Annotated in this window: 31 protein-coding genes and 1 pseudogene; 19 read left to right on the top strand and 13 right to left on the bottom strand. The window is 71.6% G+C overall.

Translation table 11 applies throughout. The features are described from left to right. Nucleotides 1-133 precede the first annotated feature (133 nt). Nucleotides 134-1,210 (bottom strand): amidohydrolase family protein, encoded by a 1,077-nt coding sequence (locus ACIHFE_RS04585; protein WP_400104412.1) that lies wholly within the window; start codon nt 1,208-1,210, stop codon nt 134-136. A gap of 112 nt (nt 1,211-1,322) precedes the next feature. After that, nucleotides 1,323-2,324 carry a methyltransferase gene (locus tag ACIHFE_RS04580; protein WP_400104283.1) on the bottom strand — a complete coding sequence of 334 codons (1,002 nt, stop codon included), beginning with the start codon at nt 2,322-2,324 and terminating at the stop codon, nt 1,323-1,325. 135 nt (nt 2,325-2,459) lie between these two features. Here ACIHFE_RS04580 and ACIHFE_RS04575 point away from each other — a divergent pair, with 135 nt between their 5' ends. From ACIHFE_RS04575 to ACIHFE_RS04555, 5 genes are all read left to right on the top strand, one after another. Next, nucleotides 2,460-3,116 carry a class I SAM-dependent methyltransferase gene (locus tag ACIHFE_RS04575; protein WP_400104282.1) on the top strand — a complete coding sequence of 219 codons (657 nt, stop codon included), beginning with the start codon at nt 2,460-2,462 and terminating at the stop codon, nt 3,114-3,116. A gap of 80 nt (nt 3,117-3,196) precedes the next feature. Then, nucleotides 3,197-4,180: a hypothetical protein gene (locus ACIHFE_RS04570; RefSeq protein ID WP_400104281.1), complete on the top strand. Its 984-nt coding sequence runs from the start codon at nt 3,197-3,199 to the stop codon at nt 4,178-4,180. Further along, complete coding sequence (locus tag ACIHFE_RS04565) at nt 4,177-5,451, top strand: sensor histidine kinase (protein WP_400104280.1); 1,275 nt, start codon at nt 4,177-4,179, stop codon at nt 5,449-5,451. The genes ACIHFE_RS04570 and ACIHFE_RS04565 overlap by 4 nt, the downstream gene beginning before the upstream one ends. Then, nucleotides 5,448-6,161 carry a response regulator gene (locus ACIHFE_RS04560; protein WP_400104279.1) on the top strand — a complete coding sequence of 238 codons (714 nt, stop codon included), beginning with the start codon at nt 5,448-5,450 and terminating at the stop codon, nt 6,159-6,161. Before ACIHFE_RS04565 ends, ACIHFE_RS04560 begins: the two co-directional genes overlap by 4 nt. Before the next feature lie 98 nt (nt 6,162-6,259). Next, a complete protein-coding gene (locus ACIHFE_RS04555; RefSeq protein ID WP_400104278.1) occupies nt 6,260-7,585 on the top strand; it encodes a TerD family protein in 1,326 nt (441 codons plus the stop codon). Between the two features lie 16 nt (nt 7,586-7,601). Here the strand turns inward: ACIHFE_RS04555 and ACIHFE_RS04550 are convergent, their stop codons facing one another. Next, nucleotides 7,602-8,093, bottom strand: coding sequence for a YybH family protein (locus tag ACIHFE_RS04550; protein WP_400104277.1), 492 nt, complete (start codon nt 8,091-8,093; stop codon nt 7,602-7,604). 53 nt (nt 8,094-8,146) lie between these two features. Beyond that, nucleotides 8,147-8,629, bottom strand: coding sequence for a hypothetical protein (locus tag ACIHFE_RS04545; RefSeq protein WP_400104276.1), 483 nt, complete (start codon nt 8,627-8,629; stop codon nt 8,147-8,149). Nucleotides 8,630-8,665: 36 nt separating this feature from the next. Between ACIHFE_RS04545 and ACIHFE_RS04540 the strand changes: the two genes are divergently transcribed. The 7 genes from ACIHFE_RS04540 to ACIHFE_RS04510 all read left to right on the top strand — a co-directional run bounded on the left by ACIHFE_RS04540 (nt 8,666) and on the right by ACIHFE_RS04510 (nt 11,304). After that, nucleotides 8,666-8,872, top strand: coding sequence for a hypothetical protein (locus tag ACIHFE_RS04540; protein WP_400104275.1), 207 nt, complete (start codon nt 8,666-8,668; stop codon nt 8,870-8,872). A gap of 4 nt (nt 8,873-8,876) precedes the next feature. Continuing rightward, nucleotides 8,877-9,410: a DUF6879 family protein gene (locus ACIHFE_RS04535; RefSeq protein ID WP_400104274.1), complete on the top strand. Its 534-nt coding sequence runs from the start codon at nt 8,877-8,879 to the stop codon at nt 9,408-9,410. Continuing rightward, complete coding sequence (locus ACIHFE_RS04530; protein WP_400104273.1) at nt 9,407-10,243, top strand: helix-turn-helix domain-containing protein; 837 nt, start codon at nt 9,407-9,409, stop codon at nt 10,241-10,243. Before ACIHFE_RS04535 ends, ACIHFE_RS04530 begins: the two co-directional genes overlap by 4 nt. 121 nt (nt 10,244-10,364) lie before the next feature. After that, a complete protein-coding gene (locus ACIHFE_RS04525) occupies nt 10,365-10,553 on the top strand; it encodes a hypothetical protein (RefSeq protein WP_400104272.1) in 189 nt (62 codons plus the stop codon). Then, nucleotides 10,550-10,870 (top strand): hypothetical protein, encoded by a 321-nt coding sequence (locus ACIHFE_RS04520; protein WP_400104271.1) that lies wholly within the window; start codon nt 10,550-10,552, stop codon nt 10,868-10,870. The genes ACIHFE_RS04525 and ACIHFE_RS04520 overlap by 4 nt, the downstream gene beginning before the upstream one ends. Before the next feature lie 105 nt (nt 10,871-10,975). Then, complete coding sequence (locus ACIHFE_RS04515) at nt 10,976-11,122, top strand: hypothetical protein (RefSeq protein WP_400104270.1); 147 nt, start codon at nt 10,976-10,978, stop codon at nt 11,120-11,122. Further along, nucleotides 11,119-11,304, top strand: a complete 186-nt coding sequence (locus tag ACIHFE_RS04510; RefSeq protein WP_400104269.1) for a hypothetical protein — start codon at nt 11,119-11,121, stop codon at nt 11,302-11,304. The genes ACIHFE_RS04515 and ACIHFE_RS04510 overlap by 4 nt, the downstream gene beginning before the upstream one ends. Nucleotides 11,305-11,426: 122 nt before the next feature. Here ACIHFE_RS04510 and ACIHFE_RS04505 read toward each other — a convergent pair. Both ACIHFE_RS04505 and ACIHFE_RS04500 read right to left on the bottom strand, forming a co-directional pair. Then, a pseudogene (locus ACIHFE_RS04505) lies at nt 11,427-11,552 on the bottom strand (LLM class flavin-dependent oxidoreductase); the annotation flags it as partial. Nucleotides 11,553-11,612: 60 nt separating this feature from the next. Beyond that, nucleotides 11,613-13,106 (bottom strand): hypothetical protein, encoded by a 1,494-nt coding sequence (locus tag ACIHFE_RS04500; protein WP_400104268.1) that lies wholly within the window; start codon nt 13,104-13,106, stop codon nt 11,613-11,615. Nucleotides 13,107-13,348: 242 nt separating this feature from the next. Between ACIHFE_RS04500 and dapA the strand changes: the two genes are divergently transcribed. After that, nucleotides 13,349-14,248 carry a 4-hydroxy-tetrahydrodipicolinate synthase gene (gene dapA / locus ACIHFE_RS04495; protein WP_400104267.1) on the top strand — a complete coding sequence of 300 codons (900 nt, stop codon included), beginning with the start codon at nt 13,349-13,351 and terminating at the stop codon, nt 14,246-14,248. A gap of 79 nt (nt 14,249-14,327) precedes the next feature. Here the strand turns inward: dapA and ACIHFE_RS04490 are convergent, their stop codons facing one another. The 3 genes from ACIHFE_RS04490 to dapD all read right to left on the bottom strand — a co-directional run bounded on the left by ACIHFE_RS04490 (nt 14,328) and on the right by dapD (nt 16,282). Beyond that, the gene (locus tag ACIHFE_RS04490) at nt 14,328-14,987 is read right to left on the bottom strand and encodes a hypothetical protein (RefSeq protein ID WP_400104266.1); all 660 of its coding nucleotides are present in this window, start codon (nt 14,985-14,987) and stop codon (nt 14,328-14,330) included. After that, nucleotides 14,984-15,130, bottom strand: a complete 147-nt coding sequence (locus ACIHFE_RS04485) for a hypothetical protein (protein WP_400104265.1) — start codon at nt 15,128-15,130, stop codon at nt 14,984-14,986. Before ACIHFE_RS04485 ends, ACIHFE_RS04490 begins: the two co-directional genes overlap by 4 nt. Before the next feature lie 120 nt (nt 15,131-15,250). Further along, a complete protein-coding gene (gene dapD / locus ACIHFE_RS04480; RefSeq protein ID WP_400104264.1) occupies nt 15,251-16,282 on the bottom strand; it encodes a 2,3,4,5-tetrahydropyridine-2,6-dicarboxylate N-succinyltransferase in 1,032 nt (343 codons plus the stop codon). A gap of 119 nt (nt 16,283-16,401) precedes the next feature. On the opposite strand from dapD, the gene ACIHFE_RS04475 reads away from it, so the two are divergent. The 5 genes from ACIHFE_RS04475 to ACIHFE_RS04455 all read left to right on the top strand — a co-directional run bounded on the left by ACIHFE_RS04475 (nt 16,402) and on the right by ACIHFE_RS04455 (nt 20,633). Next, nucleotides 16,402-17,625, top strand: a complete 1,224-nt coding sequence (locus tag ACIHFE_RS04475; protein ID WP_400104263.1) for a S8 family peptidase — start codon at nt 16,402-16,404, stop codon at nt 17,623-17,625. Between the two features lie 72 nt (nt 17,626-17,697). Beyond that, nucleotides 17,698-18,327, top strand: a complete 630-nt coding sequence (locus ACIHFE_RS04470; protein WP_400104262.1) for a TetR/AcrR family transcriptional regulator — start codon at nt 17,698-17,700, stop codon at nt 18,325-18,327. Continuing rightward, nucleotides 18,324-18,992: a VC0807 family protein gene (locus ACIHFE_RS04465; protein ID WP_400104261.1), complete on the top strand. Its 669-nt coding sequence runs from the start codon at nt 18,324-18,326 to the stop codon at nt 18,990-18,992. The genes ACIHFE_RS04470 and ACIHFE_RS04465 overlap by 4 nt, the downstream gene beginning before the upstream one ends. 6 nt (nt 18,993-18,998) lie before the next feature. Continuing rightward, a complete protein-coding gene (locus ACIHFE_RS04460; RefSeq protein ID WP_400104260.1) occupies nt 18,999-20,438 on the top strand; it encodes an FAD-dependent monooxygenase in 1,440 nt (479 codons plus the stop codon). Between the two features lie 39 nt (nt 20,439-20,477). Continuing rightward, complete coding sequence (locus ACIHFE_RS04455; RefSeq protein WP_400104259.1) at nt 20,478-20,633, top strand: hypothetical protein; 156 nt, start codon at nt 20,478-20,480, stop codon at nt 20,631-20,633. 14 nt (nt 20,634-20,647) lie between these two features. Here ACIHFE_RS04455 and ACIHFE_RS04450 read toward each other — a convergent pair whose 3' ends face one another. Both ACIHFE_RS04450 and ACIHFE_RS04445 read right to left on the bottom strand, forming a co-directional pair. After that, the gene (locus ACIHFE_RS04450; RefSeq protein ID WP_400104258.1) at nt 20,648-21,331 is read right to left on the bottom strand and encodes a pentapeptide repeat-containing protein; all 684 of its coding nucleotides are present in this window, start codon (nt 21,329-21,331) and stop codon (nt 20,648-20,650) included. Between the two features lie 28 nt (nt 21,332-21,359). Next, a complete protein-coding gene (locus ACIHFE_RS04445) occupies nt 21,360-22,298 on the bottom strand; it encodes a threonine/serine dehydratase (protein WP_400104257.1) in 939 nt (312 codons plus the stop codon). 194 nt (nt 22,299-22,492) lie between these two features. On the opposite strand from ACIHFE_RS04445, the gene ACIHFE_RS04440 reads away from it, so the two are divergent. After that, nucleotides 22,493-23,152, top strand: a complete 660-nt coding sequence (locus tag ACIHFE_RS04440) for a DUF6445 family protein (protein ID WP_400104256.1) — start codon at nt 22,493-22,495, stop codon at nt 23,150-23,152. Nucleotides 23,153-23,215: 63 nt separating this feature from the next. On the opposite strand, the gene ACIHFE_RS04435 is transcribed toward ACIHFE_RS04440, so the two are convergent. Both ACIHFE_RS04435 and sufU read right to left on the bottom strand, forming a co-directional pair. Beyond that, complete coding sequence (locus ACIHFE_RS04435; protein WP_109278248.1) at nt 23,216-23,551, bottom strand: metal-sulfur cluster assembly factor; 336 nt, start codon at nt 23,549-23,551, stop codon at nt 23,216-23,218. Continuing rightward, on the bottom strand, nt 23,548-24,003 hold the full coding sequence (sufU, locus tag ACIHFE_RS04430; protein ID WP_109278247.1) for a Fe-S cluster assembly sulfur transfer protein SufU: 456 nt from the start codon (nt 24,001-24,003) through the stop codon (nt 23,548-23,550). Before sufU ends, ACIHFE_RS04435 begins: the two co-directional genes overlap by 4 nt. Between the last annotated feature and the right edge of the window lie 12 nt (nt 24,004-24,015).

The following is a 24,015-nucleotide window of genomic DNA, read 5'->3' as shown; positions in this document are numbered from 1 at the left end:
GCCCATGGGGGACATCGCGCGCCGTCGGCATCGACCACGCAATGGTCGACCCCGGAAGAGTGAACTAGCAGTGATCCAGGGCCAGTTCACTCCAAAGAGGGGTTTTCGGCACCCTATTCGATTCAGCGGTCGCTCAACTCACCACGCGTCCCCGGAGAATGACCCGTCGCGGCGCACCGAGCACCCGGACATCCGCACGCGGATCCGCACCGTAGACCACCAGGTCGGCGGGCGCGCCCTCCTCCAGTCCGGGGCGGCCCAGCCATTCGCGGGCACCCCAGGAGGCGGCCCGGAGCGCGGCGGGGGCCGGGAGGCCGGCCTTGACCAGCTCCGCCACCTCCTGCGCCACCAGGCCATGGGCCAGCGAACCGCCCGCGTCGGTGCCGACATAGACCGGGATCCCGGCGTCATGGGCTGCGCCCACCGTCGCATAGCGGCGGGCGTGCAGCCGGCGCATATGGTCCGCCCAGCGCGGGAACTTGCCCTCGCCGCGCTCGGCGAGGTGCGGGAAGGTGGCGATATTGACCAGGGTCGGCACAATGGCGATCCCCCGCTCGGCAAAGAGCGGAATGGTGTCCTCGGTCAGCCCGGTGGCGTGTTCCACACAGTCGATACCGGCCTCGGCCAGCGGTGCCAGCGACTCCTCGGCGAAACAGTGCGCGGTCACCCGCGCCCCCAGCCGGTGCGCCTCGGCGATGGCCGCCTCCACCGCCCCCCGGGGCCAGACAAAGGACAGGTCGCCGGTCTCCCGGTCGATCCAGTCGCCCACCAGCTTGACCCAGCCGTCACCGCGCCGCGCCTCGCGGGCCACATAGGCCACCAGGTCCTCCGGCTCGATCTCATGCGCGTAGTTGCGGATATAGCGGCGGGTACGGGCGATATGCCGGCCGGCGCGGATGATGCGCGGCAGGTCCTCCCGGTCGTCGATCCAGCGGGTGTCCGAGGGCGAGCCCGCGTCCCGCAACAACAGCGCCCCGGCGTGCCGTTCGGTCAGCGCCTGCTTCTCGGTGGTGGCCTCGTCCACCGCCCCATGGGCGTCCAGGCCCACATGGCAGTGCGCGTCCACCAGACCGGGCAGCGCCCAGCCCTCGATGGTGGTCACCTCACGTGCCCCGGCCGGCGGGTCGAAGGTCAGCCGGCCGCCGACCGCCCACACCTCGTCCCGCACCTCGTCCGGTCCGATGAGCACCCGGCCCTTGATCCGCAGCACCTCGCCCGTCACCTGTTCTCCCGTATCACTAGCGCCCCTCCCGGCCAGTCCCACCTGCGGCCAGTCTCACTCACGGTCCGCGGCCGGTCTCACCCGCGGTCCGCGGCCGGTCTCACTTGCGGCCGACGATCATGGACTCCGCGCCCGCCAGGTGCCGCACCCGGCTCTCCCGGAACCCCGCCTCGGCCAGCCAGGCCCGGCAGTCGGCGCCGGTGTAGTCGAATCCGCCCGGCGTCTCGATCAGCATGTTCAGGCTCATCAGCAGCCCCATCACATTCTCCCGCCGGTCGTCGTCGATCAGGCTCTCGTAGATCACCACGATGCCGCCTTCGGGCAGGCTCCGGTAGGCCTTGGCCAGCAGCATCCGCTTGGTGGGCAGGTCCCAGTTGTGCAGGATGTGGCCGAAGAGCAGCACATCGGCGCCGGGCAGCGGGCCGGTGAGGAAGTCGCCGGCCATAAAGGCGAGCCGGTCGGCCGGGCCGTGCCGGCGCAGATGGCGTTCAAAGCTGCCCCGTACCGCCGGCAGGTCGAAGCCGGTGCCGCGCAGCTGCGGGTGGTGGTGCAGCAGATGGCTCAGCAGCGCGCCCTCGGCGCAGCCGATGTCGGCGACGGTGCGGTGGGACGACCAGTCCAGCGCCTCGGTCAGGGCGTGCGCGGACCGCAGCGACAGCCCGGTCATGGCCTGCTGGAACCCGGCCAGCCGCGCCGGGTCCCGGTAGATCGTCTCAAAGAGCCCGGCGCCGTCCGATATCTCGTTCTGCGGTCTGCCGGTGCGCAGCCCCTCCTCCAGCGACCCCCAGAACCCGTACAGCCGGCTGTCCGCCATCTCCAGGAAGCCACCGAGGTAACTCGCTTTGGCGCGGTCCAAGTACCGGTCGGTGGTGGGGGTGTTGGCATAGGCGCCGTCGGGGTCGCCGGAGCGTTCCAGGAGGCCCAGCGCCACCAGGGCGTCGAAGAAGTCGCGCGCGGACCGCTGGTGCAGGCCCAGCCGGGTGCGCAACTCCTCGCAGTGCAGCGGCTTTTCGGCCAGTTCGGTGAACAGGCCCAGCCGGACCGCCGTGAGCAGCACCTTGGATGCCTGGAAACCCATGGCGACGCGCAGTATCCCGTCCACTCCCACGGGTCCACGCGCTGCCTGACGGTAGGGGAGTGAAGCGTCACTGATGGTCACGCGATCATTAATGGCCCATCGTCCGTGATTCGTCCATAGCCGGGGTCCCCGGAGACCGGCCGGAGCTAGCGTGCGGGCATGACCTCCCGACACGATCACGATACGGCCGGCTACTGGGAGACCACCGGGGCGGCCTGCACCTTCACCCATGAACCGGACCCCGGACTGCTGGCCCGCTGGCTGGATCCCGGGGACCGGATCCTGGACTACGGCTGCGGCTACGGCCGGCTGCTGGCCCGGCTGACCGAACTGGGCTACCGGGACGTCCAGGGCGTGGAACCCTCCGCCGCGCTGATCGCCCGGGCCGCCCGCAGCCATCCCGGGCTGCGTATCACCCGGCTCACCTCGCTGCCGCTGCCGTTCCCGGACGGCTCCTTCGACGCGGCGCTGCTGTTCGCCGTGCTGACCTCCGTCGCGGACCCGGCGGCCAGGGAGGAGACCATGGCCGAGCTGTCCCGGCTGCTGCGCCCGGGCGGGGTGCTGTACCTCAGCGATGTCCCGCTGCAGAGCGATGAACTCAGCCTGGACCGCTACCGGCGGGCGGCGGCCGGCCCCTATGGGACCTTCCGTACCGAGGACGGCGGGGTCTTCGTCCACCAGCCGCCGGAGGCATTCCAGGAGCTGCTCGCCCGCCATGGCTTCACCGAACTGGTGCGGCAGCAGGACACCACCCCGGCCCTGCACGGCGGGACCACGACCCGGGTGCAGTTCATCGCCCGGCGGCGGGAGGGCTGAGGGCGGCTCCGCCGCATGGCGGAGACCGATCAGCGGCACGGCCGAGGCGGCCCCGGCCCCGGCCGGGCGAGGCTTTCGCCATGACCACCACGGACTCACACACCATCCCGACGCCGACCCGGTCACTGCCCGCCGTGCTGCGGGCGGTGACCACCGTGGCCTGTATCCCCTACCTCACCCTCAAGATCGCCTGGATCGCGGGAAGCCGGATCGGGGTCCCCCAGGGCAGCCCGCTGCGGCACAACCAGGCGGTGATGGTGTACGGCAATGCGGTGACCGTGCTGATGGACGGCGCCGTGGTCATGCTCGCCCTGCTGCTCACCCGGCCCTGGGGCCGCCGGGTTCCGGCCTGGCTGCTGCTGTTTCCGATGTGGAACGCGGTGGGGCTGCTGGCGCAGATCATGTACGGCTTCCCGATGCAGCTGCTCGGCCGGGCCCTCGGCCTCACCGGCCCGGCCGGCACCTCGGGGGACAAGGAACCGTTCCTGGACGACTGGGTGTTCATGGTGGTCTATACGGGATTCATCGTCCAGGGACTGACCTTGGGCGCACTGTTCCTCCGTTATGCCCGGGAACGCTGGGGTCACCTCTGGCGCGGACCGATCGGGGCGCCGGACGGGATCCCGCCCTCCGGCGGGCAGCGGTGCACGGCCCTGGCGGCCGGCCTGCTGGCCCTGCTGCCCGCCACCGTCCATCTGCTGTGGGCCTGCGGCCTGCGCTCCGGGCTCCCCGCCGCGACCGGCGTAAAGCACAACAGTGACTTCATCATCGTGGAGTCCGGCTATGTGCTGTTCGCCACCCTGACCATGGCGGGGGTGCTGCTGTTGCTGCGGGGCGGACGCCTTCCGCTGCGGTTGCCGCTGCTGCTGGCCGGGGTGGGGGCGGCGATGCTCTGCTCCTGGGGCGGCTGGATGCTCGTCTCGATGCTCGCCACCACCAAGGACCACGCCATCACCCCGCTGTCCGTGGTCACTTACGCTGTGCAGATGATCATCGGACTGCTGGTGGCCTGGGTCATCTTCCCCTTGCTGGCCCGGCGTGCGGCGTGCGCGGTCAGGCCATGACGGCCGCGCCGCGCGCGCTCGCCCGTGCCGCGCTGGGAGCGCGGGCCCGGCTGCGCTGGGTGCATCTGCTGCTGGGCGGCGCGCTGTTGATGCCGTATTACCTGCTGGCGACGGTGCTGCTGTCGTTCCTGGTGAAACCGCACATGCACCCCGCAGACGTCGTGGTCTTCCAGGCCTCCTCCCTGCTGGTGGCCGTGCCGCTGGCGGCGCTGTCCGCTCTGCTGTCCCGGCTGGTCCGGCCGCTGGAGGGCGCCGCGGCCCGGGCGTTGACCGCACCGGACGGCGAACTGGCCACCGGACCGGCCGGCACCTGGGCCGAACGGGTCCGGCCCGCGCTCTACTTCACCCTGCATGTGCTGCTGGGCGGCATCGTCAGCGGCATGTCGCTGGCCGCGCCACCGGCCGCGGTGGGGCTGATCGTCCTGCCGCTGACGGGCCACGGCAAGACCCTGCTCAAACTGGCCTGGGCGCGCTGGGCGGACGGCCCCTGGCTGCCGGTGCTGGGTCCGCTCACCGGTCTCGCCCTGCTGGCCCTGCTGATCGGCACCGCCTGGACGGCCGGGACCGTACTGGCCCGCTGTGCGCCCCGGCTGCTGGGGCCCAGCCCCGCCGACCGGCTGGCCGAGGCCGAACACCGCGCCCACCAGCTGGCGTTGCGCAACCGGCTGGCCCGGGAGCTGCATGACTCGGTGGGGCACGCCCTCAGCGCGGTGCTGCTGCAGGCCGGCGCGGCGCGTACGGTGCTGGCCACCGACCCGGAGTTCGCCCGGGAGGCGCTGGCCGCCATCGAGCAGACCACCCGGGAGGCGGTCGGCGAACTGGACACCGTACTGGGGCTGTTGCGCGAGGAGGACGGGGCCGCCTCCGCCGCCCCCGCGCCCACCCTGGCCGATCTGGACGGCCTGCTGGCCCGTACCCGGGCGGCCGGCGGCACGGTCACCCTCACCGCCGGGGGGCGCCCGCTGGAGCAGGTGCCGCCGGTGGTCTCCCGGGAGGCATACCGGATCGTCCAGGAGGGGCTCGGCAACGCCCTGCGCCATGCGGGTCCGGTGCCCGTGGAACTGCGGATCGATGTGGACGACGACAACTTGGAGGTCACAGTGGACAATCCCCTCGGCACGGGCAGCGCCGCCCGCCGCGCCGGCGGCGGACGGGGGCTGGCGGGCATCGCCGAGCGCGCCCGGCTGCTGCGCGGCAGCGCCACGGCGGAACGGCGGGACGACGGCTGGCGGCTGTCGGTACGCCTGCCCCTGCAGGGAGCCGGCCGATGAGCGAGCTGACCGGTGACCCGATGGGCGACTCCCCCGCCACCCCTCCCCTGCGTATCGTCCTCGCCGACGACGAGCGGATGATCCGCACCGCGCTGCGCGTCATCCTCGGCGCCGAACCCGACCTGGAGATCGTCGGCGAGGCCGCCACCGGGGCGGAGGCGGTGTCGGTGACCCGCCAACTGCGGCCGGACATTGTGCTGATGGATGTGCGGATGCCGGATGTGGACGGCATCCGGGCCACCGAGCAGATCCTGGCCACCATGGCCGAGCCGCCGCGCGTCGTCGTGGTGACCACCTTCGAGAACGACAGCTATGTCTATGAGGCCCTGCACGCCGGCGCCTCCGGTTTCCTCCTCAAACGGGCCGAACCCGCCGAACTGGTGCATGCCGTAAGGATGGTGGCGCGCAGCGACTCGCTGCTCTTCCCCGCCGCGGTGCGCAATCTGGCCGCCACCCACGCCGGCCGGCGGGCCACCGACGCCCGGGCCGCCGAGCTGCGGGCCCGGCTGTCCGACCGGGAGGCGGAGGTGCTGCGGCTGATGGCGCTGGGCCTGTCCAACGCGGAGATCGCCGAACGGCTCTTCCTGGGCGCGGCCACCATCAAGACCTATGTGGCCGGGGTGCTGGCCAAACTGGGCGTACGGGACCGCACCCAGGCGGTGATCGCCGCCTATGACTGCGGCTTCATCACCCCCAAGGCGGTGTCCTGACCCCTCCCCTGGCATGGTGCTGCTCGGCGGGGTCCACATCCGGCCATTGGTCATGGAACCGTAAAGGCCCGCCGAGCGTTACCCGGATCATGACCGCAATGACACCCGGCTCGAACCTCCCGCTTCCCGTCACCGTGGTGACGGTGGACGTCACCGCCCCGGTGCGGCTCGACGTATCGGGCCTGCTGCTCACCGCCGACGGCAAGGTGCGCTCCGACGACGACTTCGTCTTCTACAACCAGCCCAACGGGCCCGGGGTGAGCCACCGTTCGGCCGCCGCCGGAGTCTCCGACGCCATCACCGTGGACACCGCGGCCGTGCCCGCCGGCATTGACAAGGTGGTCGTCACCGCCAGCCTGGACGCCCCCGGCGCCACCTTCGCCGGCACCGAACCCACCGCCACCGTCCGGGACACGGCCACCGGCGCCCCGGTGGCCACCTTTACCCCGCCCCGGCTGGGCCCGGAGACCGCCCTGGTGGTGGTGGAGCTCTACCGGCGCGCCGGGGCGTGGAAGCTGCGCGCGGTGGGGCAGGGGTACGCCAACGGCCTGGCCGGCATCGCCATGGACTTCGGAGTGAGTGTGGAAGGGCCGACGGCTCCGCCGGTTCCCGCCGCGCCGCCGGCGCCCATGCCGCCGAGCGCGCCCCCCATGCCGCCGACCGCGCCGGCCCCCATGCCCCCCGCGGGCGCGCCCGGTGCCTTCGGTGCGGCGCCGGTGCTGCCCGGGGCGCCGATACCGCCCGGCGCACCCGCACCGATGGCCGCCCCCGGAGCCGTGCCGCCCGGCGCCTGGTCCCCGGGCGCCCCCGTGCCGGCGGTACCCGGCCCCGACCCGGCCGCCGCCCCCAAGGTCAATCTGGACAAGGGCCGGGTGAGCCTGCGCAAGAACGAGACGGTCTCCCTGGTCAAGGGCGGCCGGCCGCTCACCACTTCGCTGAAGATGGGCCTGGGCTGGGAGCCCGCCTACCACGGCCGCTCCATCGACCTGGACGCCTCGGTGATCGCCTACGGCCCCGACCGCCGGCCGATCGACACCTGCTACTTCGGCCGGTTGTTGATCCTCAACGGTGCGATCCAGCACTCCGGGGACAACCTCACCGGCGCGGGTGCCGGTGACGACGAGACCATCACCGTCCACCTGGGCGGTCTGCCCCCGAATGTCACCGGCCTGGTCTTCACCGTCAACTCCTTCAGCGGCCAGAAGTTCACCGAGGTGGCCAAGGCGTACTGCCGCCTGCTGGATGCCCGGACCGGCGAAGAGCTGGTCCGTTATGACCTCACCGGCTCCGAGCCGACGACCGGCGTGCTGATGGCCAAATTCATCCGCCGGCACTCGGGCGAGTGGGAGATGACGGCCCTCGGGCGGTTTGTGAAGGCCCGTACGGCGCGCGGCCTGGTCCAGCCGGGGGCCGAGGCGCTGTAGTCGTCGGCCGCGGCGGTCAGATGCCGCGTACGGCCCGCTGGTAGGCGCTCAGCATCCCGGGGTCGTCGATGCTGCCGTGGTGGTGGAACTGCCGCCAGTGTCCGTCCTGGTAGCGGAAGTAGCGGCTGGTGCGGATCTCCAGCGGTGCCGCGGTGCCGTCCGGGGCGGTGTAGCTGCCGCTCTCCCGGCCGGCGAACACCGCGTGGTCCTCGCCCAGGTAGGCCACCACGTCCCCGAAGGTCACCTGGACCCGCACGGCGCCGTCGAAGACCTTGGCATAGAGGTCGGCGACGGCGTCGATGCCCCGGAGGATGCCGCCCACCGGGTTGTTGAGCTGCACCAGCGGGCTCTGCCCCCAATCGGCCCGAAGCGCGTCCAGGTCCCGGCCGTTGAGCGCGTAGTAGAACGATTCCAGGGCGGCCTCGGCGCCCTTGGCCGAGGGATCGCCGGTCTCGGCGAGCCGGTTGCGGGAGTCGGGGCCGAAGGAGATATCCGTTTTTTCGATCATGCGGAGCTCAGCGCGGGCCGGGCGCGGGTTCTTCCGGGGTGCGGGAGAGTCTGTCAACTCCCGGCGGTGGGGCGGAGGATGGCGTGTGCCAGCCGCCGATGGGACTCCAGCAGTCCCTCCCGGTCATGGGCGCCGGTGGTGACAAGCACTTCGTCCGCGCCGGTGCGGGCGGCCAACTCACCCAGGGCCAGGGCGACTTCCTCCTCGGTGCCGTAGAGCTGGGCGCTCAGCCCGGACTCATAGAAGCCGCGTTCGCGGTCCGTCATCCGGTCGGGGCGGATCTCCTCGGCGGGGAGCAGCGGCGGGAAGACACCATGGGTGCGGGAGTGGGCGAGGGCCCAGGCCTCGGGGGCCAGCAGGCGGCGGGCGGCGTCCGTGGTGCCGGCTACCGCGATGCCGCCGGCCAGGACCGTATACGGACGGTCCCACCAGCCGGAGGGGCGGAACGCGGCGCGATAGCGGTCGAGTGCTGGGCTGCTGTGGGGGCATGTTGTTTCTCGATCGTCTTGCTGACAGATCGCGGAGGCTCGGGACATGCTGTGCCGACCGCTTCCGAGCAGAAGGGAACAGCCATGTCGCGACGCCTGAAGATGCTTGGCACCACCTCGGACGACAACGACTGCCCCACCCTGTACGAGGACCTGGACACCGGCGAGATCCTGGTTCAAGGCGAGACGGCCGACGACGAGGACGTTGCGCAGCTCCGCGCCGTGAAGCCCACCGAGTCCTTCGTCATCGTCCCCCGCGAACTGCTGGTTCGGTTCGCACCCAAGGAGTAGGCACGTGCCGGAACTGGTCAGCACGTCGGTGCTCAACGAGCTGTTCGACAGCTTCAAGCACACCGCTTGGCGACTGGAGACGCAGCGCTCCTACGAGGCCGACACCGGGTCGGATCGCTTCAAGCGCTGGGCTCGCGGCGACGGCTACAGCGCGGAGGGCCGGGAAGCGTTCCTGAACGGTCGCCGCGCCTTGGCTGAGCAGGGCAAGCGGGTTGAGCGTGTTCGGCTCGTGGACGACCCGCCGACCGACAACCAGCGGTACCTACTCGACGGCGCCCCGGTCACCATCGAGGCCGGGGAGGACATCCGGTACATGTGGCGCGCTGATGCTGAGCGGCTGGTGTTGCCCATGGCGGATTTCTGGCTGTTCGACTCACGTACTCTGGCCCGCTTCCACCATGAGGACGGCCGGACGCTCGGGCTGGAGCTGGTGACCGAGCCGGCTGCTGTACTGGCGGCTTGCCAAGTCCGCGATGCCGCCTGGCACTTCGCTGTCCCGTACGAGGAGTTCAACGCGCGGGTACCGTCCGCCATGTGAGCACTGATTTCCAACGAGCCCGGGAAGCCCTCGGCGCGCGGCTGCGTGAGCTGCGCACCGAGGGCGGGCTTACTGGCCGACAGCTGTCCGATCGTTGCGGCTGGGCCCACTCCAAGGTTTCGAAGCTGGAGAACGGCCGCCAGACAGCCGCCCCGGAGGACCTGGAGGCGTGGGCACGGGCCTGTGGGGCTCCCGGGGAGTCTGAGGACCTACAGCGCCGCTTGCGGGGGCTTGAGACGCATGTGCAGTCTCGCCGCCGTCAGCTTGCCTCCGGGCACGCTTCGATAAACGAGCAGTCGGTCATCGAGTACCGGCAGACTCGCGCGGTCCGGGCCTACGAGGCGACCGTGATCCCCGGCCTCTTCCAGACCCCTGACTATGCGCGCGCTCTGCTGACGCACAACGCCTCCCTTCATCAGACCCCTCGGGACACTGAGGCCGCCGTTCGTGCCCGTATGAAGCGGCAAGAGGTGCTGTACGAGCCCGGCAAACAGCACCGGATCATCTTGTGGGAGGCGGCCCTTCACGCCCTGCCGTGCTCCCCGGTGACGCTCGCTGCGCAGCTTGACCGGCTCGCCGGCCTGGTCGGGCTGGACACGGTGTCGCTGGGCATCGTCCCTCTCGGGGTGCCGCTGACGCTGACCCCGAGGCACGGGTTTTGGATCTTTGATGAGCGGCTGGTGCGCGTCGAAACGATCAGTACGGAGCTTCGGCTGGACGACCCGGCCGACGTGGCTCTGTACGGGCGCGTCTGGGACCGGCTGAACGATGCGTCGGTGTACGGAGCGGAGGCTCATCGGGTTTTGGCTCGTGCGCGCCGTGTTCTCAGGTGACCCGAGAACCATTGAGGAGATCGCGAACCAGCGCGAGAAATATCGAGAAACTTCGAGGGCTCCGGAAGCGACACGGTCCTAGCGTGAGACCCCTTCCACCACGCGAGGGGACGGCGAAACGATGGCTTCGACGAGCACCAGCGACCCCCTGATGTACGCCACGTACGCGCCCAAGGGGGAGACGTGCGAGAAGTGCCGCAAACCCATCCGCACTGACAAGCCGTGCCGACGCGTGGACAACGAGCGGTCGTCTGCGTCTCTCGTCGCCCGCTACTGGCACACCGAGTGCGTGACCGGCGGTGCCAAGTGAGCCGTAGCACCTTCAAATTCGCCGACTGGGTGACCGTCCCGGACGAGGGGGCTGCCGCTGAGTACCTGGTGCTCTGCCGGGACGTGATCCCGGGCGGCGACCAGGGCGAGCACGACACCATGTGCCGGTGGGAGTACCGCGTCTTGGACGACCGGGAAGAGGCGGACAAGCAGCAGAAGGCGCACGCGGAAGAGACGGGGCACCGGCTGTTCGTGGAGCGATCCACCTGCTACACGATCATCTCGCCCCCGCCGGGATCGGTCCTGGCGGGCCGCCTCGCCCGGCAAGAGCGGGCGGTGGCGATCAGGACCCATTAGACCCCCGCCCGGTCTCGTGGTGTGGCGGCCGGGTGGGTCAGCAAGCGCACGACGGCGCAGGGGCCGTCCCTGTGCCCGCCTTGGGCAGGAAGGAGTACCCCCAGAATGGGTAAGAAGGACTTCGAGAACGCCGGGGAGCCCTGGGACCCGCAGGCCAACCAGGATCAGGCGACCGACCCGGACACCCGCGTCTCTCAGAACGGCGACGTGCACAGCGGGATGGCTGACGACAAGGACCGGGAAGGCAAATGAAGCGTGGCGAGGACCTGATTCAGGACCTGAGAGAAAAGGGCTTCATGCGGTGTGAGACCACCAAGGACGGTCAAGCCGTGATCATGCGCAAGGGCCGACGCTGGACCGTCGTCCCTCTGCGGTGGCTCACCGATGAAGCCGTGGACACCATCAAGACTCAGGCCGGAGTCAGCCTCGTCTGACCCATACCAACCCGTCCGCGTTCCCCTTCCGAGGTGCGCGGGCGGGTTGCTGTTGGTCGCGGTGCCTCAGTGCTTGCCGTCTGACCTGCGGTTTTAGAGCGTTAGCAGGGTGTACCGCTTCTGACCCAGAAGCGGTGGTAGCCCAGCGCCTCGGCGTGCCGGGCCAGCCGCACGGTCTCCCGTAGGGCCTCGCCGGGCGGCTGTCCCCGCCGCACCAGCGAGCGGTCGAGTATCGATAGCGGTATCACGCTCTGGACAACACCCGGCGCCGCCGGAGATTCCTGGCCGGACTCCCCGGCCGGGGCCGGTCAGCCGCGGGAGCGCGCCTTGTAGGCCGCCTTGCGGGCCTCCTTGGCCACCTTCTTGTCGGGGTGCAGCCGGCCCATCGCCTCCAGCACCTCCGCGGTCGCCGGGTGGTCCACCCGCCAGGCCGCGTCCAGGAAGCCGTTGTGCTGTCCGACCAGGCCCTCCACCAGGCCGCGCAGCTCCTCCGACTCGCCGCCGACGGCCAGCTGGGCGGCGATGGTGTCGATGGTCAGCCAGAAGACCATGGCCTCGGCGGGCTCGGGGATGTCGGTGGCGCCGGACTCGGCCAGCCAGACCCGGGCCAGCCCGCCGAGGTGGAGGTCGTCCAGCACCTCGCGCAGCGCGGGCTCGGCCTCGGCGCCCAGCAGGGAGAGGGTCTGCTGGCAGGACAGCCGGCGCAGCGGGGCGTCCTCGTCGTCGCCACGGGCCGCGGCGAGCAGTTCACGGGCGGCCTCCGACGGGGTCCGGCGGGCCAGCCAGAGCTCGGCCTCGGCGCGGGCGGCCGGGCCCGGGTGGTACGGGAGGGCGCCCAGCAGGACGTCCGCGTTCTGCTCGGCGAGGTCGCCGACGGCGGGGGCGTCCACCCCGGCCTCCAGCATCCGGGTGCGGACCGCGAAGACGCCGAGCGGGGTGAGGGCGACCATGCCGTAGCGGGTGACGTCCTCCTCCTCGGGCAGGTCGGAGCGGACGCCGTCCACGGACTCGCGGATATGACCCTCTCCGTCGACCTCCTCGATCAGTGACTCGTCGACCGGCTGGTACTCCAGCAGGCCGGTGGGGGCCAGCACCCGGAACTGGTCGTCCAGGCGCATCATCGCGTCCGAGACCTCTTCCAGGATGTCGTCGGTGGGCTCGTCCATGTCATCCGGGACGATCATGGAGGCGGCCAGTGCGGGCAGCGGGACCGGCCGTTCCGCCGAGCCCTCGCCCAGGGCGGTGAGCACATAGAGGTTGCCGAGGACGCCGTCGAGGAAGTCGGCCTCGTCCTCGGGGTTCCAGTCGATGGCGTCCAGGTCGAGGTCGCCGCCCTCGGAGATCTGGTCGACGATGTCGCCCAGGTCGGGGGCGGCCGCATCGGCGAGCACCGTCTCCAGGCCGGCCAGCCACAGATCCAGCACGTCCTGCGGGCTGCCGGAGGTGAGGGCGGCCAGCTCCTCGCCGGCCACCGCGGTGCCGCTGGGCTCGTCGGAGGGCGCGCCGGCGGCCTCGGCCTCCTCGTCCTCGGTGAACTCCACCAGGCCGGTGTCCAGGGCGAGCTGCCAGGCCTCGGCGGTGTACGCGGGGCCGTCCTCGTCCTTCTCCAGGCCCAACAGCTCGGTGGCTTCCCGCAGTTGGCCGGCCAGCAGCTCCCCGCCCGCACCCACCGGGGTGCCCTCGCCGGCCCAGCGGGCCAGCCGGACGGCGCGGGCGAACAGCGGCGCGGACAGCGCGTCCCGCGCCAGCTCCGCGTCGGAGTGGAGCCGTACCGGCGGCATGGTGGGGCGCTCTGCGGGCATGAGGGGGCTTCTCCTTGTGGCGACGGTGTCGGGCGCTCCGCCGGACGTCGGGCCGGGGCGCACCGGCCAAGCCTAGACGGATTCGGCGGGGCCGCGTTCGTCAACCGGCAACCGGCACCCTGCGCTTGGTCACCACATCGCGTAGCAGTGCTTAGCAATGGGGTAACGACAAGTAAATAGACCTGTACGGTCGAAGAGGCCAGAATCCCGGCAGAGCCCCCCGATTCCGGAGTGTGAGAGCAATGCCGACCACCAGCCCCTTCGGCCGTTCCCTGTGCGCCATGGTCACCCCATTCACCACGGACGGGGCCCTGGACCTGGACGGGGCCCAGCGCCTGGCCGATCACCTGGTCACCGAGGGCCGCTGTGACGGCCTGGTGCTCAGCGGGACCACCGGCGAGTCCCCCACCACCTCCGACTCGGAGAAGGAGGCGCTGGTGCGGGCGGTGACCGAGGCGGTCGGCGGGCGGGTCCCGGTGGTCGCCGGGGTGGGCTCCTTCGACACCCGGCACACGGTGGAGCTGGCCCGCTCCGTCCAGGAGGCGGGCGCCGACGGGCTGTTGGTGGTCACCCCCTACTACAGCAAGCCGCCGCAGGACGATGTGGAGGCGCACTTCCGCATCGTGGCCGACGCGGTGGAGCTGCCGGTGATGCTGTACGACATCCCGGGGCGCACCGGCACCCGGATCGAGGTGGAGACCATGCTGCGGCTGGCCGCGCACCCGCGCATCGTGGCCGTCAAGGACTGCGCCTATGACCTGCTGGGCAGCTCCCGGGTGATCGCGGAGACGGAGCTGGCCTACTACTCGGGCTGCGAGGAGCTGAACCTGCCGCTGTACGCGGTGGGCGGGGCGGGCTTTGTGAGCACGGTGGCCAATGTGGCGGGTCCGCTGCTGGCCGCCATGCTGGACGCCCATGACGCGGGCGAGGCCGCCGAGGCCACCCGCCACCACCAGCGTGTCCTGCCGCTGGTCCGGCTGATGATGGCGGACGGCCTGCCGGGCACGGTGACCGCCAAGGCCCTGCTGGGCGCACTGGGCCTGCCCGGCGGCCCGGTCCGCGCCCCACTGCGGCCGGCGGACCGAGCCCGTACGGACGCACTGCTGAAGGCCCACCGCGAGGCGTTCGGGGCGCCCCTTTAGGGGCGCGGGGCAGCTACATCATGCGGCTCCGCCGCGTGGGCGCGAACAACCCAGGACGGCCCGCACCCGGCACGCACACCTAAAGCTGCTCACGCCCCGTGAACTTGGCCAACTGCCCCTGAAACCAGTCCAGTCGGGCCTGGAGCAGCGCGGCCTCCGCCATCAGCTCCGGCACCGTGACATCGGCCGCTCCGCGCTCACCGCGCCCTTCGGCGGTGACCTTCAGCGGCCCGTCGGCCAGCCCGGCGAACTCGGCGAAGGTCACCCCGGTGAGCCCCAGCGCACAGCCGCCGCAGTCGGGGGCCAGCACCCGCCAGCCGGGCCGGCCCCAGCCGGCGTCGGTGAGCCGGGTGGCCCGCTGCCCACAGGGGCAGGGGCCGACCCGCACGGTGCGCACCCGCTGGCGGGCGTAGCGCAGGCCGCGTTCATAGCGGATATAGGAGCCCAGCACGGTGACCTCCAGCACCACCGCGCGCCGGTGGGCCCCGGCGCAGGTCAGGCCGAGCGTCTCGGTCAGCGAGTGCAGGCAGTGGAAGCCGCAGTCGCAGCGGCGGGCCGGGGCCCGGTGGCGGCGGCCGTAGACGCAGCGGGCGTCGTCCAGTACGCCATAGGGTGAGCCGCCGCCCAGCGAGACTCCGGTGAAGCCGGACCGGGTGCCGTCCTGGGACAGCACCGGGTAGGCGATCTTGTAGCCGGTGGGTGGCCGGGCGGGGCGTTCCTCGGGGAGCCGCAGCCTCATCGCGCGGCCGGCACCGCTTCGCCTTCGGGTACCGCCACACCCGCCCGTGCTGCCGGTTCGACCCGCGGAACCGCTGCCACCGTTTCCTCGGCCTCCTCGGCCTCCTCGGCGAATCCCACGGCGAGTGGCTTACCGAGCTTCATCGCGCCCTCCCGACGGTCGGCTTGCGCTGGACCGGACGCCTTCCATGGTGGCGCAGCACGGGGCCGGAACGCCAGAGCGGCCGCCCGGCGCGCCCACGCCGAACGGCCGCTCATGGACGGTCAGTTGTGGCTGTGCAGGGCCTCGTTCAGGCCACCCCAGTTGGCCTTGTAGGGGCGCGCCTCCACACCACCGGTGAGGGAGTTGCGGCGGAAGAGGATGTTGTCGGCGCCGAAGAGCTCCAGGGCCTTGACCACCTCGCCGTCGGGCAGGGTGACCCGGGTGCCCGCGGTGACATACAGGCCGGCCTCCACCACGCACTCGTCGCCGAGGGCGATGCCGATGCCGGACTCGGCGCCCAGCAGGCAGCGCTCGCCGATGGAGATGATCTGCTTGCCGCCGCCGGAGAGGGTGCCCATGGTGGAGGCGCCGCCGCCGATGTCCGAACCGTCGCCGACCACCACACCGGCGCTGATGCGGCCCTCGACCATGGAGGTGCCCAGGGTGCCGGCGTTGAAGTTGACGAAGCCCTCGTGCATCACGGTGGTGCCGGAGGCGAGGTGGGCGCCGAGGCGGACCCGGTCGGCGTCGCCGATGCGGACGCCGGAGGGGGCCACATAGTCGGTCATCCGGGGGAACTTGTCCACGCTGGTCACCGTGAGCTGCAGGCCCTCGGCGCGGGCGTTCAGCCGCACCTGCTCCAGCTTGTCCACGGGGACCGGGCCCAGCGAGGTCCAGGCGACATTGGCGAGCAGGCCGAAGATGCCGTCGAGGTTCTGGCCGTGCGGCTTGACCAGACGGTGCGAGAGCAGGTGCAGACGCAGGTAGACGTCATGGGTGTCCAGCGGCTTGTCGTCCAGCGAGCCGATCACGGTGCGCACGGCGATCACGGTGACCTGACGGCGCGGGTCCGGACCGACGGCCTTGAGGGCCGCCTCGCCCAGCAGCTCCACGGTCTCCTCGGCGGTCAGCTCCTGGGTACCGGCCGGGCCGGGCGCCTCGGCCAGCTCGGGGGCCGGGTACCAGGTGTCGAGGACGGTGCCGTCCAGGGTGACGGTGGCGAGGCCGGCGGCGACGGCGCCGGTGATGGGGGTCTCCCCTGCTCGAGCGGAGCCGAGAGCTTGGGGGAAGGGAGAGGCAGCAGCTTCGGTCATGGGCGAAAACCTAACCGGAGCACCTGGCTCAAGGCGAACCCGGGAGCCGCCGGGCCGACCCCGCCGGTTGGCCCAACCGGGGTCGCGGCAGGCGTGCGGCCCGCATATCCATGGGGTGTATGAAGGCTCCCAAACTCACCGTGTTCGCCGCGCTACTGCTCGCCGTCGCCGGGGCCGCCGTGCTGCCGGCCGCGGCCGATCCGACGCCGGAGCGCCCGGCGGGGCCGGAAGCCGGGCCGGCACCGCTGTACCGGACCCAGGGCACGGCGGTACCGGGCCACTACATCGTCCGGCTGCGGCAGGGTGCCAGCGCCCGGACGCTCACCCTTCAGCTGGGGGTGACGCCCGATGCCGTCTACTCGCACGCGCTGATCGGGTTCGCCGCCACCCTGACCCCCGAGCAGCTGGCGAATGTGCGCCGCTCACCGGAGGTGGAGGCGGTGGAGGAGGACGCCGTGTTCACCGCCTCCGACCGGTCCTCGGCGGGCCGGGTACCGGCGGCCTCCTGGGGGCTGGACCGGATCGGCCGGCGCAAGCTGCCGCTGGACGGCCAGTTCCATGTCACCGGCACCGGTCAGGGGGTGACCGCCTTCATCGTGGACACCGGGATCGACTACGCCAACAGCGAGTTCGGCGGCCGCGCCCGGCCGGGGGTCGACCTGGTGGACCCGGGCGGCGACGGCCGCGACTGCGCCACCGGCACCGGGCATGGCACCCATGTGGCGGGCATCGTGGGCGGCGCCACCTATGGGGTGGCCCGCAAGGTCTCGCTGGTCAGCGTGCGGGTCCTGGACTGCTCCGGGGCCACCTCCACCGCCCGGCTGGACCAGGGCCTGGACTGGGTGGCCGACAACTTCACCGCGCCCGCGGTGCTCAACGCCTCGCTCAACGGCCCGGCCTCCGCGGCCACCAATACGGCCATCGACAACCTGGCGGACCGCGGGGTGGTGCCGGTGGTCTCGGCGGGCAACGCCGCCCCCGGCCAACCGCCCACCGACGCCTGCCAGAACTCCCCCGGCAGCGCCCGGCAGGCGGTGGTGGTGGGCGCCACCAACAACCAGGACCAGATGACGGACTTCAGCAACCGGGGTTCCTGCGTCCGGCTGTTGGCACCCGGCCAGGACATCGTCTCCACCAAGCCGGGCGGCGGCCCGGCCACCAAGAGCGGCACCTCACAGGCGGCACCGCATGTGACCGGGGTGGCCGCGCTGTACCGGGCCAAGAACCCCTCGGCCACCTCGGCGGCGGTGGCCGGCTGGCTGGACGGGCAGTCCACCCAGCGGGTGCTGACCAAGGTCGCCCCCGGCACGCCCAACAAGTTGCTCTACACCGGCGGACTTTGACGGACCGTCTTGATGATTGCTTGACCAGACCAGCTCTTGCTCGACCGAGCAAGAGCGGGTAGTTTTTTGCTCATGGAAGCAAAAGACAGCACAGACAAACAGAAAGCCCGGGGCCGGACGTTCACCGAGGAGGCCCGGCGGGCGCAGATCGTGGGCGCCGCCATCGAGGTCATCGCGGAAGTGGGATACGCCAAGGCCACGTTCACCCGGATCGCCAGGCAGGCCGGGCTGAGCAGCACCGGGATGATCTCCTACCACTTCTCCGGCAAGGACGACCTGATGGCGGAGGTGGTCGCCGAGGTGATGCGGGTGAACGGGGCGTACATGCTCTCCCGGATCGACTCCCAGACCACCCCCTCGGGCCGGCTCCGGGCCCATATCGAGTCCAATATCGGGCTGTTGAAGGACCATCCCAAGCATGTGCGGGCGCTGGTCGAGGTGCTGGGAAACCTGCAGGACGACAGGACACAGGAGTTCTCCAGCGCGATGGAGCTGCTGATCGGCGAAATGGCCGAGCGCATGCGGCTGGCCCAGGAGGCCGGCGAACTCCGGGAGTTCGACCCCCTGGTGATGGCATTCGCCATCCGGGGCGCCATCGACGCGGTGATCACCCAGGCATCCCGGCTGCCGGACTTCGACGCCACCGCCTACGGCCGCGAGCTGGCCGACATCTTCGACCGGGCCACCCGGAGGACCTCATGAGCGAGACCCTGACCGCCGCTCACCGCCCGCTCACCAAGCGCGAGAAGAACGCGGCGGTACGCAAACTGGTCGTCAAGCAGCTGCTTCTGGAGCTGGCCCTGCCGTTGGGCGGCTTCTACGGGCTGCAGGCGGCGGGCGTCAGCCAGTGGCTCGCCCTGCTGCTGGGCAGCCTGCTGGCCGCGCCCTGGCTGGTCCATGGCATGGTCAAGCGGCGCCGGCTGGAGGCCATGCCGCTGTTCACCCTCTCTCTGATGGTCGTCGGCGCGCTGATGACGCTGGTGACCGGCAGCCCCCGGGTGCTGCTGATCCGGGACAGCTGGCTGTTCGGCATGGTGGGCCTGTGGGTGCTGGGCACCCTGCGTACCCAGCGGCCGTTTGTGATGGTCATGGCCCGGCCGATGGTGATCGCCAAGGCGGGCGAGGAGGGCTGGCGCACCATGGAGACCCGCTGGGCCACCGAGCCGGACTTCCGCCACAAGGTCCGGGTGCTCAGCGCGGTGTGGGGGGTGGCGATGACCGGGGACGCGCTCGTCCGGGTCGTGCTGGCCGTCACCCTGCCGGTGGGCTCCGTTCCGCTGGTGAGCACCCTGCAGTGGCTGGTGGTGCTGGCCGGACTGATCACCTTCCACAAGCGCTACATAGCCCGGCATGGCATGGAGGCATGAGACCGCATGGACACCGAAGTGCTGGATGCCGATGTGATCGTGGTGGGCGCCGGCCCCACCGGACTGATGCTCGCCAACGAACTGGGGCTGGCCGGAGTGTCAACCCTGGTACTGGAACGGGCGGTTGAGCGCTCGGGACAGTCCCGGGCCCTCAACCTCCAGCCCCGCACCGCCGAGGTGCTGGACCTGCGTGGCTGGCTGGCACCCCTCAGGGAACGCGCCCTGGCCACGCTGCCCAGTGGCCACTTCGCCGGAATGCCCTTGGATTACCAGGGCTTTGGCACCCCCTTCCCCTACCAGGTGGGCATTCCCCAGGCCCGGGTGGAGGAGTTCCTGGAGGACCGCCTCGCCGGCTATGGCATCGAGGTACGCCGCGGGCACCGGCTGACCGCCTTCACCCAGGACCCCTCGGCCGTCACCGTGACGGCCACCGGCCCCGACGGTTCCTATCGGCTGCGCGCCCGCTATCTGGTGGGCGCGGACGGCGGCCGCAGCCCGGTGCGCAAGCTGCTGGGCGTCGGCTTCCCCGGCCGGGACGGACGGATCTCGGCGGCCATCGCCGATATACGGCTGGACGGCCCGGGACTGCCCGAGGAGTGGCGGCTGCCCTTCGCCGGCCTGAGCGAGGACGGCGAGCCCTATCTGATCCCGCTGGGCGATGGCATCTACCGCTTTCTGTTCGGCGGACCGGCCCAGCAGACCACCGACCGGGACGCGCCCGTCACCGAGGACGAGGTGCGCACGGCCCTGGGCCCGGCCTTCGGCCCCCTGCTGCGCGAGGTCCGCTGGTCCTCCCGCTTCACCGATGCCTCCCGCCAGGCCGAGCGCTATCTCGACGGCCGGGTGCTGCTGGCCGGAGACGCCGCCCATATCCACTTCCCGGCCGGCGGCCAGGGCCTCAATCTGGGCATGCAGGACGCCTTCAACCTGGGCTGGAAGCTGGCCGCCGTGGTCAAGGGGCGGCTGGACGCCGGGCTGCTGGCCACCTACCACGAGGAACGGCACCCGGTGGGGGCGCGGGTGCTGCAGAACACCCGGGCCCAGGGGGTGCTGCTGCTGCCCGACGAGGACATCCATGCCCTGCGGGACATCCTCGGCGAGGTGCTGGCCGTCCCGGAGGCCAATCGCCGCCTGGCCGGCATGATCTCCGGCCTGGACATCCGCTATCCCATGCCCGGCGCGCCCGCCCATCCGCTGCTGGGCGCCCGGCTGCCGGGGTTCGCCCTGCCGGACGGCCGGGGCCTGCTGGTCAACTTCCGTGCCGGTGCCGGGCTGGAGGCGCTCCTGGCGCCCTGGGCGGACCGGGTGGACCACGCCCGGGGCGAGATCGCGGCGGACGCGGTGCTGCTGCGGCCCGACGGCCATGTGTGCTGGGCCGGTTCCGCAGACGGTGCGGGGCTGGCCGAGGCGCTGACCCGGTGGTTCGGGCCCGCCGCGGCCGCCTGACGGCTCCGGGCCAGGGGAGGCTCCCCCTACTCCGTTCGGGTGGTAAACCCCACCGCCCTCTTCCAGCCCGCCACGCTCTATGCCGCGATCCCCTGTGACGACACCCATGAGATCGCCGTGGTCGACGCCAACGGCGGGCACTGGGACTGGGACCAGTCGGCGACCCTGGCCGCGATCCGGCTCACGATCGCCTGAGGTCCTCGGCGCCCTCAGCCGCCGGGCAGGGCCTCCACCCGTACCCCCAGCTGGGCGGCGAACACCGGGGCCAGGTCCAGGAGTTGGGAAGGGCTGATGACCGCGCCGGAGAGGCGGTCGACGCCCCGGGCGATATCCAGCTCGGCCACCGTGCGCAGGTCCACCTGGGTCAGCCGGGCTCCACTGAGCTCGGCCCGGCGCAGGACACAGCCGCGGAAGGCGACGCGTTCCAGCCGGGCCTCGGCGAAGTCCGGCTCCACCAGCACACAGTCCGCGAAGACCACGTCCTTGAGCACGGCCCGGCGCAGATTGAGGTAGTCGATCTTGCCGCCGCGCACCAGCACCCGGTCCAGGGTCGCGCCATGCAGCTGGACCCCGCCGAGGCGGGCGTCGGTCAGCTCCACCTCGCGCAGGGATGCCTCGGCCAGGTCGGTGCCGACCCCGCGCACCCCGGTCAGGGCGCAGCCGATCAGACGCGCTCTGCGCAGCGCGGTCTCGTCCAGGGTGCAGCGGTCCAGGGCGCACTCCAGGAAGCGGGCGCCCCGGGCGTTCTGCCCGCTCAGATCGAAGCCGGTGAACTCCAGCTCGTCGTACTCGGCGTCCGCCGCCAGCGGGCCGCCCGGGTAGGGCCGCAGCGGGGGCAGCCGTACCTCGGGCAGGCGGGGCAGGAGGGTGTCGCGGCCGGTTCGTGGTGCCATGGCTTTACTGTGCCGCAGGGGTACGACATCAGGCGTCCTGGAGGCCCGCGGGATCGGTGTTGGCCCCGCAGAGGACGACGGCGATCCGCTCCCCCTGGTCCGGGACATACGCCCCGTGCCACAGGGCGGCCAGGGCGGTGGCTCCGGCGGGTTCGACGGCGATACGGTGCCGGCTCCACAGCAGTTGGCGGGCGCCGATGATGGCCTCGTCCGGCACCAGCACGGAGCGGGTGTGCGGCTGCCGAGCCTCGGCCAGGGCCAGTGGGGTGGCCCGGCGGGCGCCCAGGGCGTCGGCGGCGACCGAGTCCACCGGGACGTCCACGGTCCGGCCCGCCTCCAGCGCGGCGTTGAGCGCCCGGGAGCGCTCCGGCTCCACCCCGACCACCCGGATGCCGTGCTGCCGCGCGGCGGCCGCCACCCCGGCGAACAGACCGCCGCCGCCCACCGCGACCACCACCGTCGCCAGGCCGGGGACCCGGTCGTGGATCTCCTCCAGCAGGGTGCCCGCACCGGCCGCGATCAGCGGGTGGTCATAGGCGTGACTGGCCAGGGCGCCGGTGGCGGCGGCGAACTCCTCGCAGGCGGCCAGGGCTTCGGCGTACTCGCGGCCCACGGAGCGGACCTCCGCGCCCAGCCGGCGCAGTGCGGCGGTCTTCACCGGCGGGGCGGTCTCGGGTACGAAGACGGTGGCCGGCACGCCCAGCCGTCCGGCGGCCCAGGCGCAGGCCAGGCCCGCGTTGCCGCCGGAGGCGATGGTGACCCCGGTGTCCGGGAGGGTGCCCTCCTCCCGGTGGGCGGCCAGAAAGTTCCAGGCGCCGCGGGCCTTGAAGCTGCCGGTGTGCTGGAGGTATTCCAGGGCCAGTACGCCGTGCCCCGGCGGGTCCATGGGGGCGAGGGCGATGGGGCGGGTGTGGCCGGCGATCCGGATGGCTGCGGCCTTGATGTCGGCGTGGGTCAGGTGCGGCATGGCTCTCCCTGGGCCGATGGGGCGACTGTTGCAGCGTATCGGTCGCTACTGCGGGCCGTCCGTGGCCAGTCGCACCCCCTGCGGCGGAGCCACATGACAGAGCCGCCCCACACCTCTTACAGGGCCTCGTACTTGACGATGCGTTGACCAATTTCGGGGGAAACCAAGAGAGTTGGCGGCGATAAGGTCGCCGCATGCCCGAACTGCCCGTCCTCCCCTACCGCAAGCCCACCCGTGGCCGGGACTACTGGGTCCTGGACGATGTGCTGCCCGATCCGGACGCGGTGCGCGCCCGGCATCTGGCGCGCGAGGACTGGGTGGAGGGCTATCCGCACAAGCCCGAGCCCTGGCCCGGGATGCGGGCCATGCCGGGGCTGGAGCCGGATGAACTCGCCCTGGTGGAGCGGCTGGTGCGCAAGTCCACCGGGGCCCGCAGGCTCTGGGTGGAGGAGGCCACCGGCGGCGGCACCTTCAACCACAACTGTGTCCAGGTGGTCGGCGAGGGCGAGAGCGAGCCCCGTCCGCACACCGACTCCCGGGCTCTGTGCCGCTATGCGGCGGTGCTCTATCTCAACCCGGACGTCTCCAAGGACTGCGGCACCGCCTTCTACCGGCAGAGCCTGCCCGGCGGCCGGCTGGGCGGCAATATGGTGACCGCCCCGCACAACAACCTGGTGGACGCGCTGGGCACGCGCTTTGTCCCGCCGGACTCCTTCACCGAGGATGTGCGCGTACCGCACAAGTACAACCGGCTGCTGCTCTACAGCGCCAACATGATGCACAGCGCCACCGGTTACCGGGGCAGGTCGCTGGCGGAGAAGCGGATGACGGCCGTCTTCTTCTGGATGGCGTAGCCGGCGCAACGAAAACGCCGCCGCACTCGGGAAGTGCGGCGGCGTCAACCGGTCAGCAGGCGCTCAGACGTTGAAGCCCAGCGCGCGCAGCTGCTCGCGGCCCTCGTCGGTGATCTTGTCGGGGCCCCACGGCGGCATCCAGACCCAGTTGATCCGGAGCTCGTTGACGATGCCCTCGGTGGCCGACTTGGCCTGGTCCTCGATGACATCGGTCAGCGGGCAGGCCGCCGAGGTCAGCGTCATGTCGAGGGTGGCGATATTGGCGTCGTCGATGTGAATGCCGTAGATCAGGCCGAGGTTGACGACATCGATGCCCAGCTCCGGGTCGACCACGTCATAGAGGGCCTCGCGGACCTCTTCCTCGGTGGCCGGCTTGGTGGTCTGCACCTCGTCACTCATGCGGTCTTCCTCTCCGACAGCACCTGCGCCGTCGCATCCTTCCACGCCATCCAGCTCAGCAGCGCGCACTTCACCCGGGCCGGGTACTTGGAGACACCGGCGAACGCGACCGCGTCCTCCAGCACCTCCTCCATCGCGTCGTCGGGCTCGATCTGGCCCTTGGACTGCATCAGTTCCAGGAAGGTCTCCTGGATCTTCCGCGCTTCGGCGACCTCCTTGCCCACCAGCAGCTCATTGAGAACCGAGGCGCTGGCCTGGCTGATGGAGCAGCCCTGGCCCTCGTAGGAGACGTCTTCGATTCTCTCGCCGTCCAGCCGCACCCGCAGCGTGATCTCATCGCCGCAGGTGGGGTTGGTGTGGTGTACCTCGGCGTCGCCGTCGCGCAAGCCCCGGCCGTGCGGGTGCTTGTAGTGGTCCAGGATGACGTCCTGGTACATGGAATCAAGCTTCACAGTGGCAGCCCA

The organism is Streptomyces sp. NPDC052396 (genome assembly GCF_044593195.1).
GTDB lineage: Bacteria > Actinomycetota > Actinomycetes > Streptomycetales > Streptomycetaceae > Streptomyces.
This window is presented reverse-complemented; position numbering and strand designations above follow the sequence as displayed.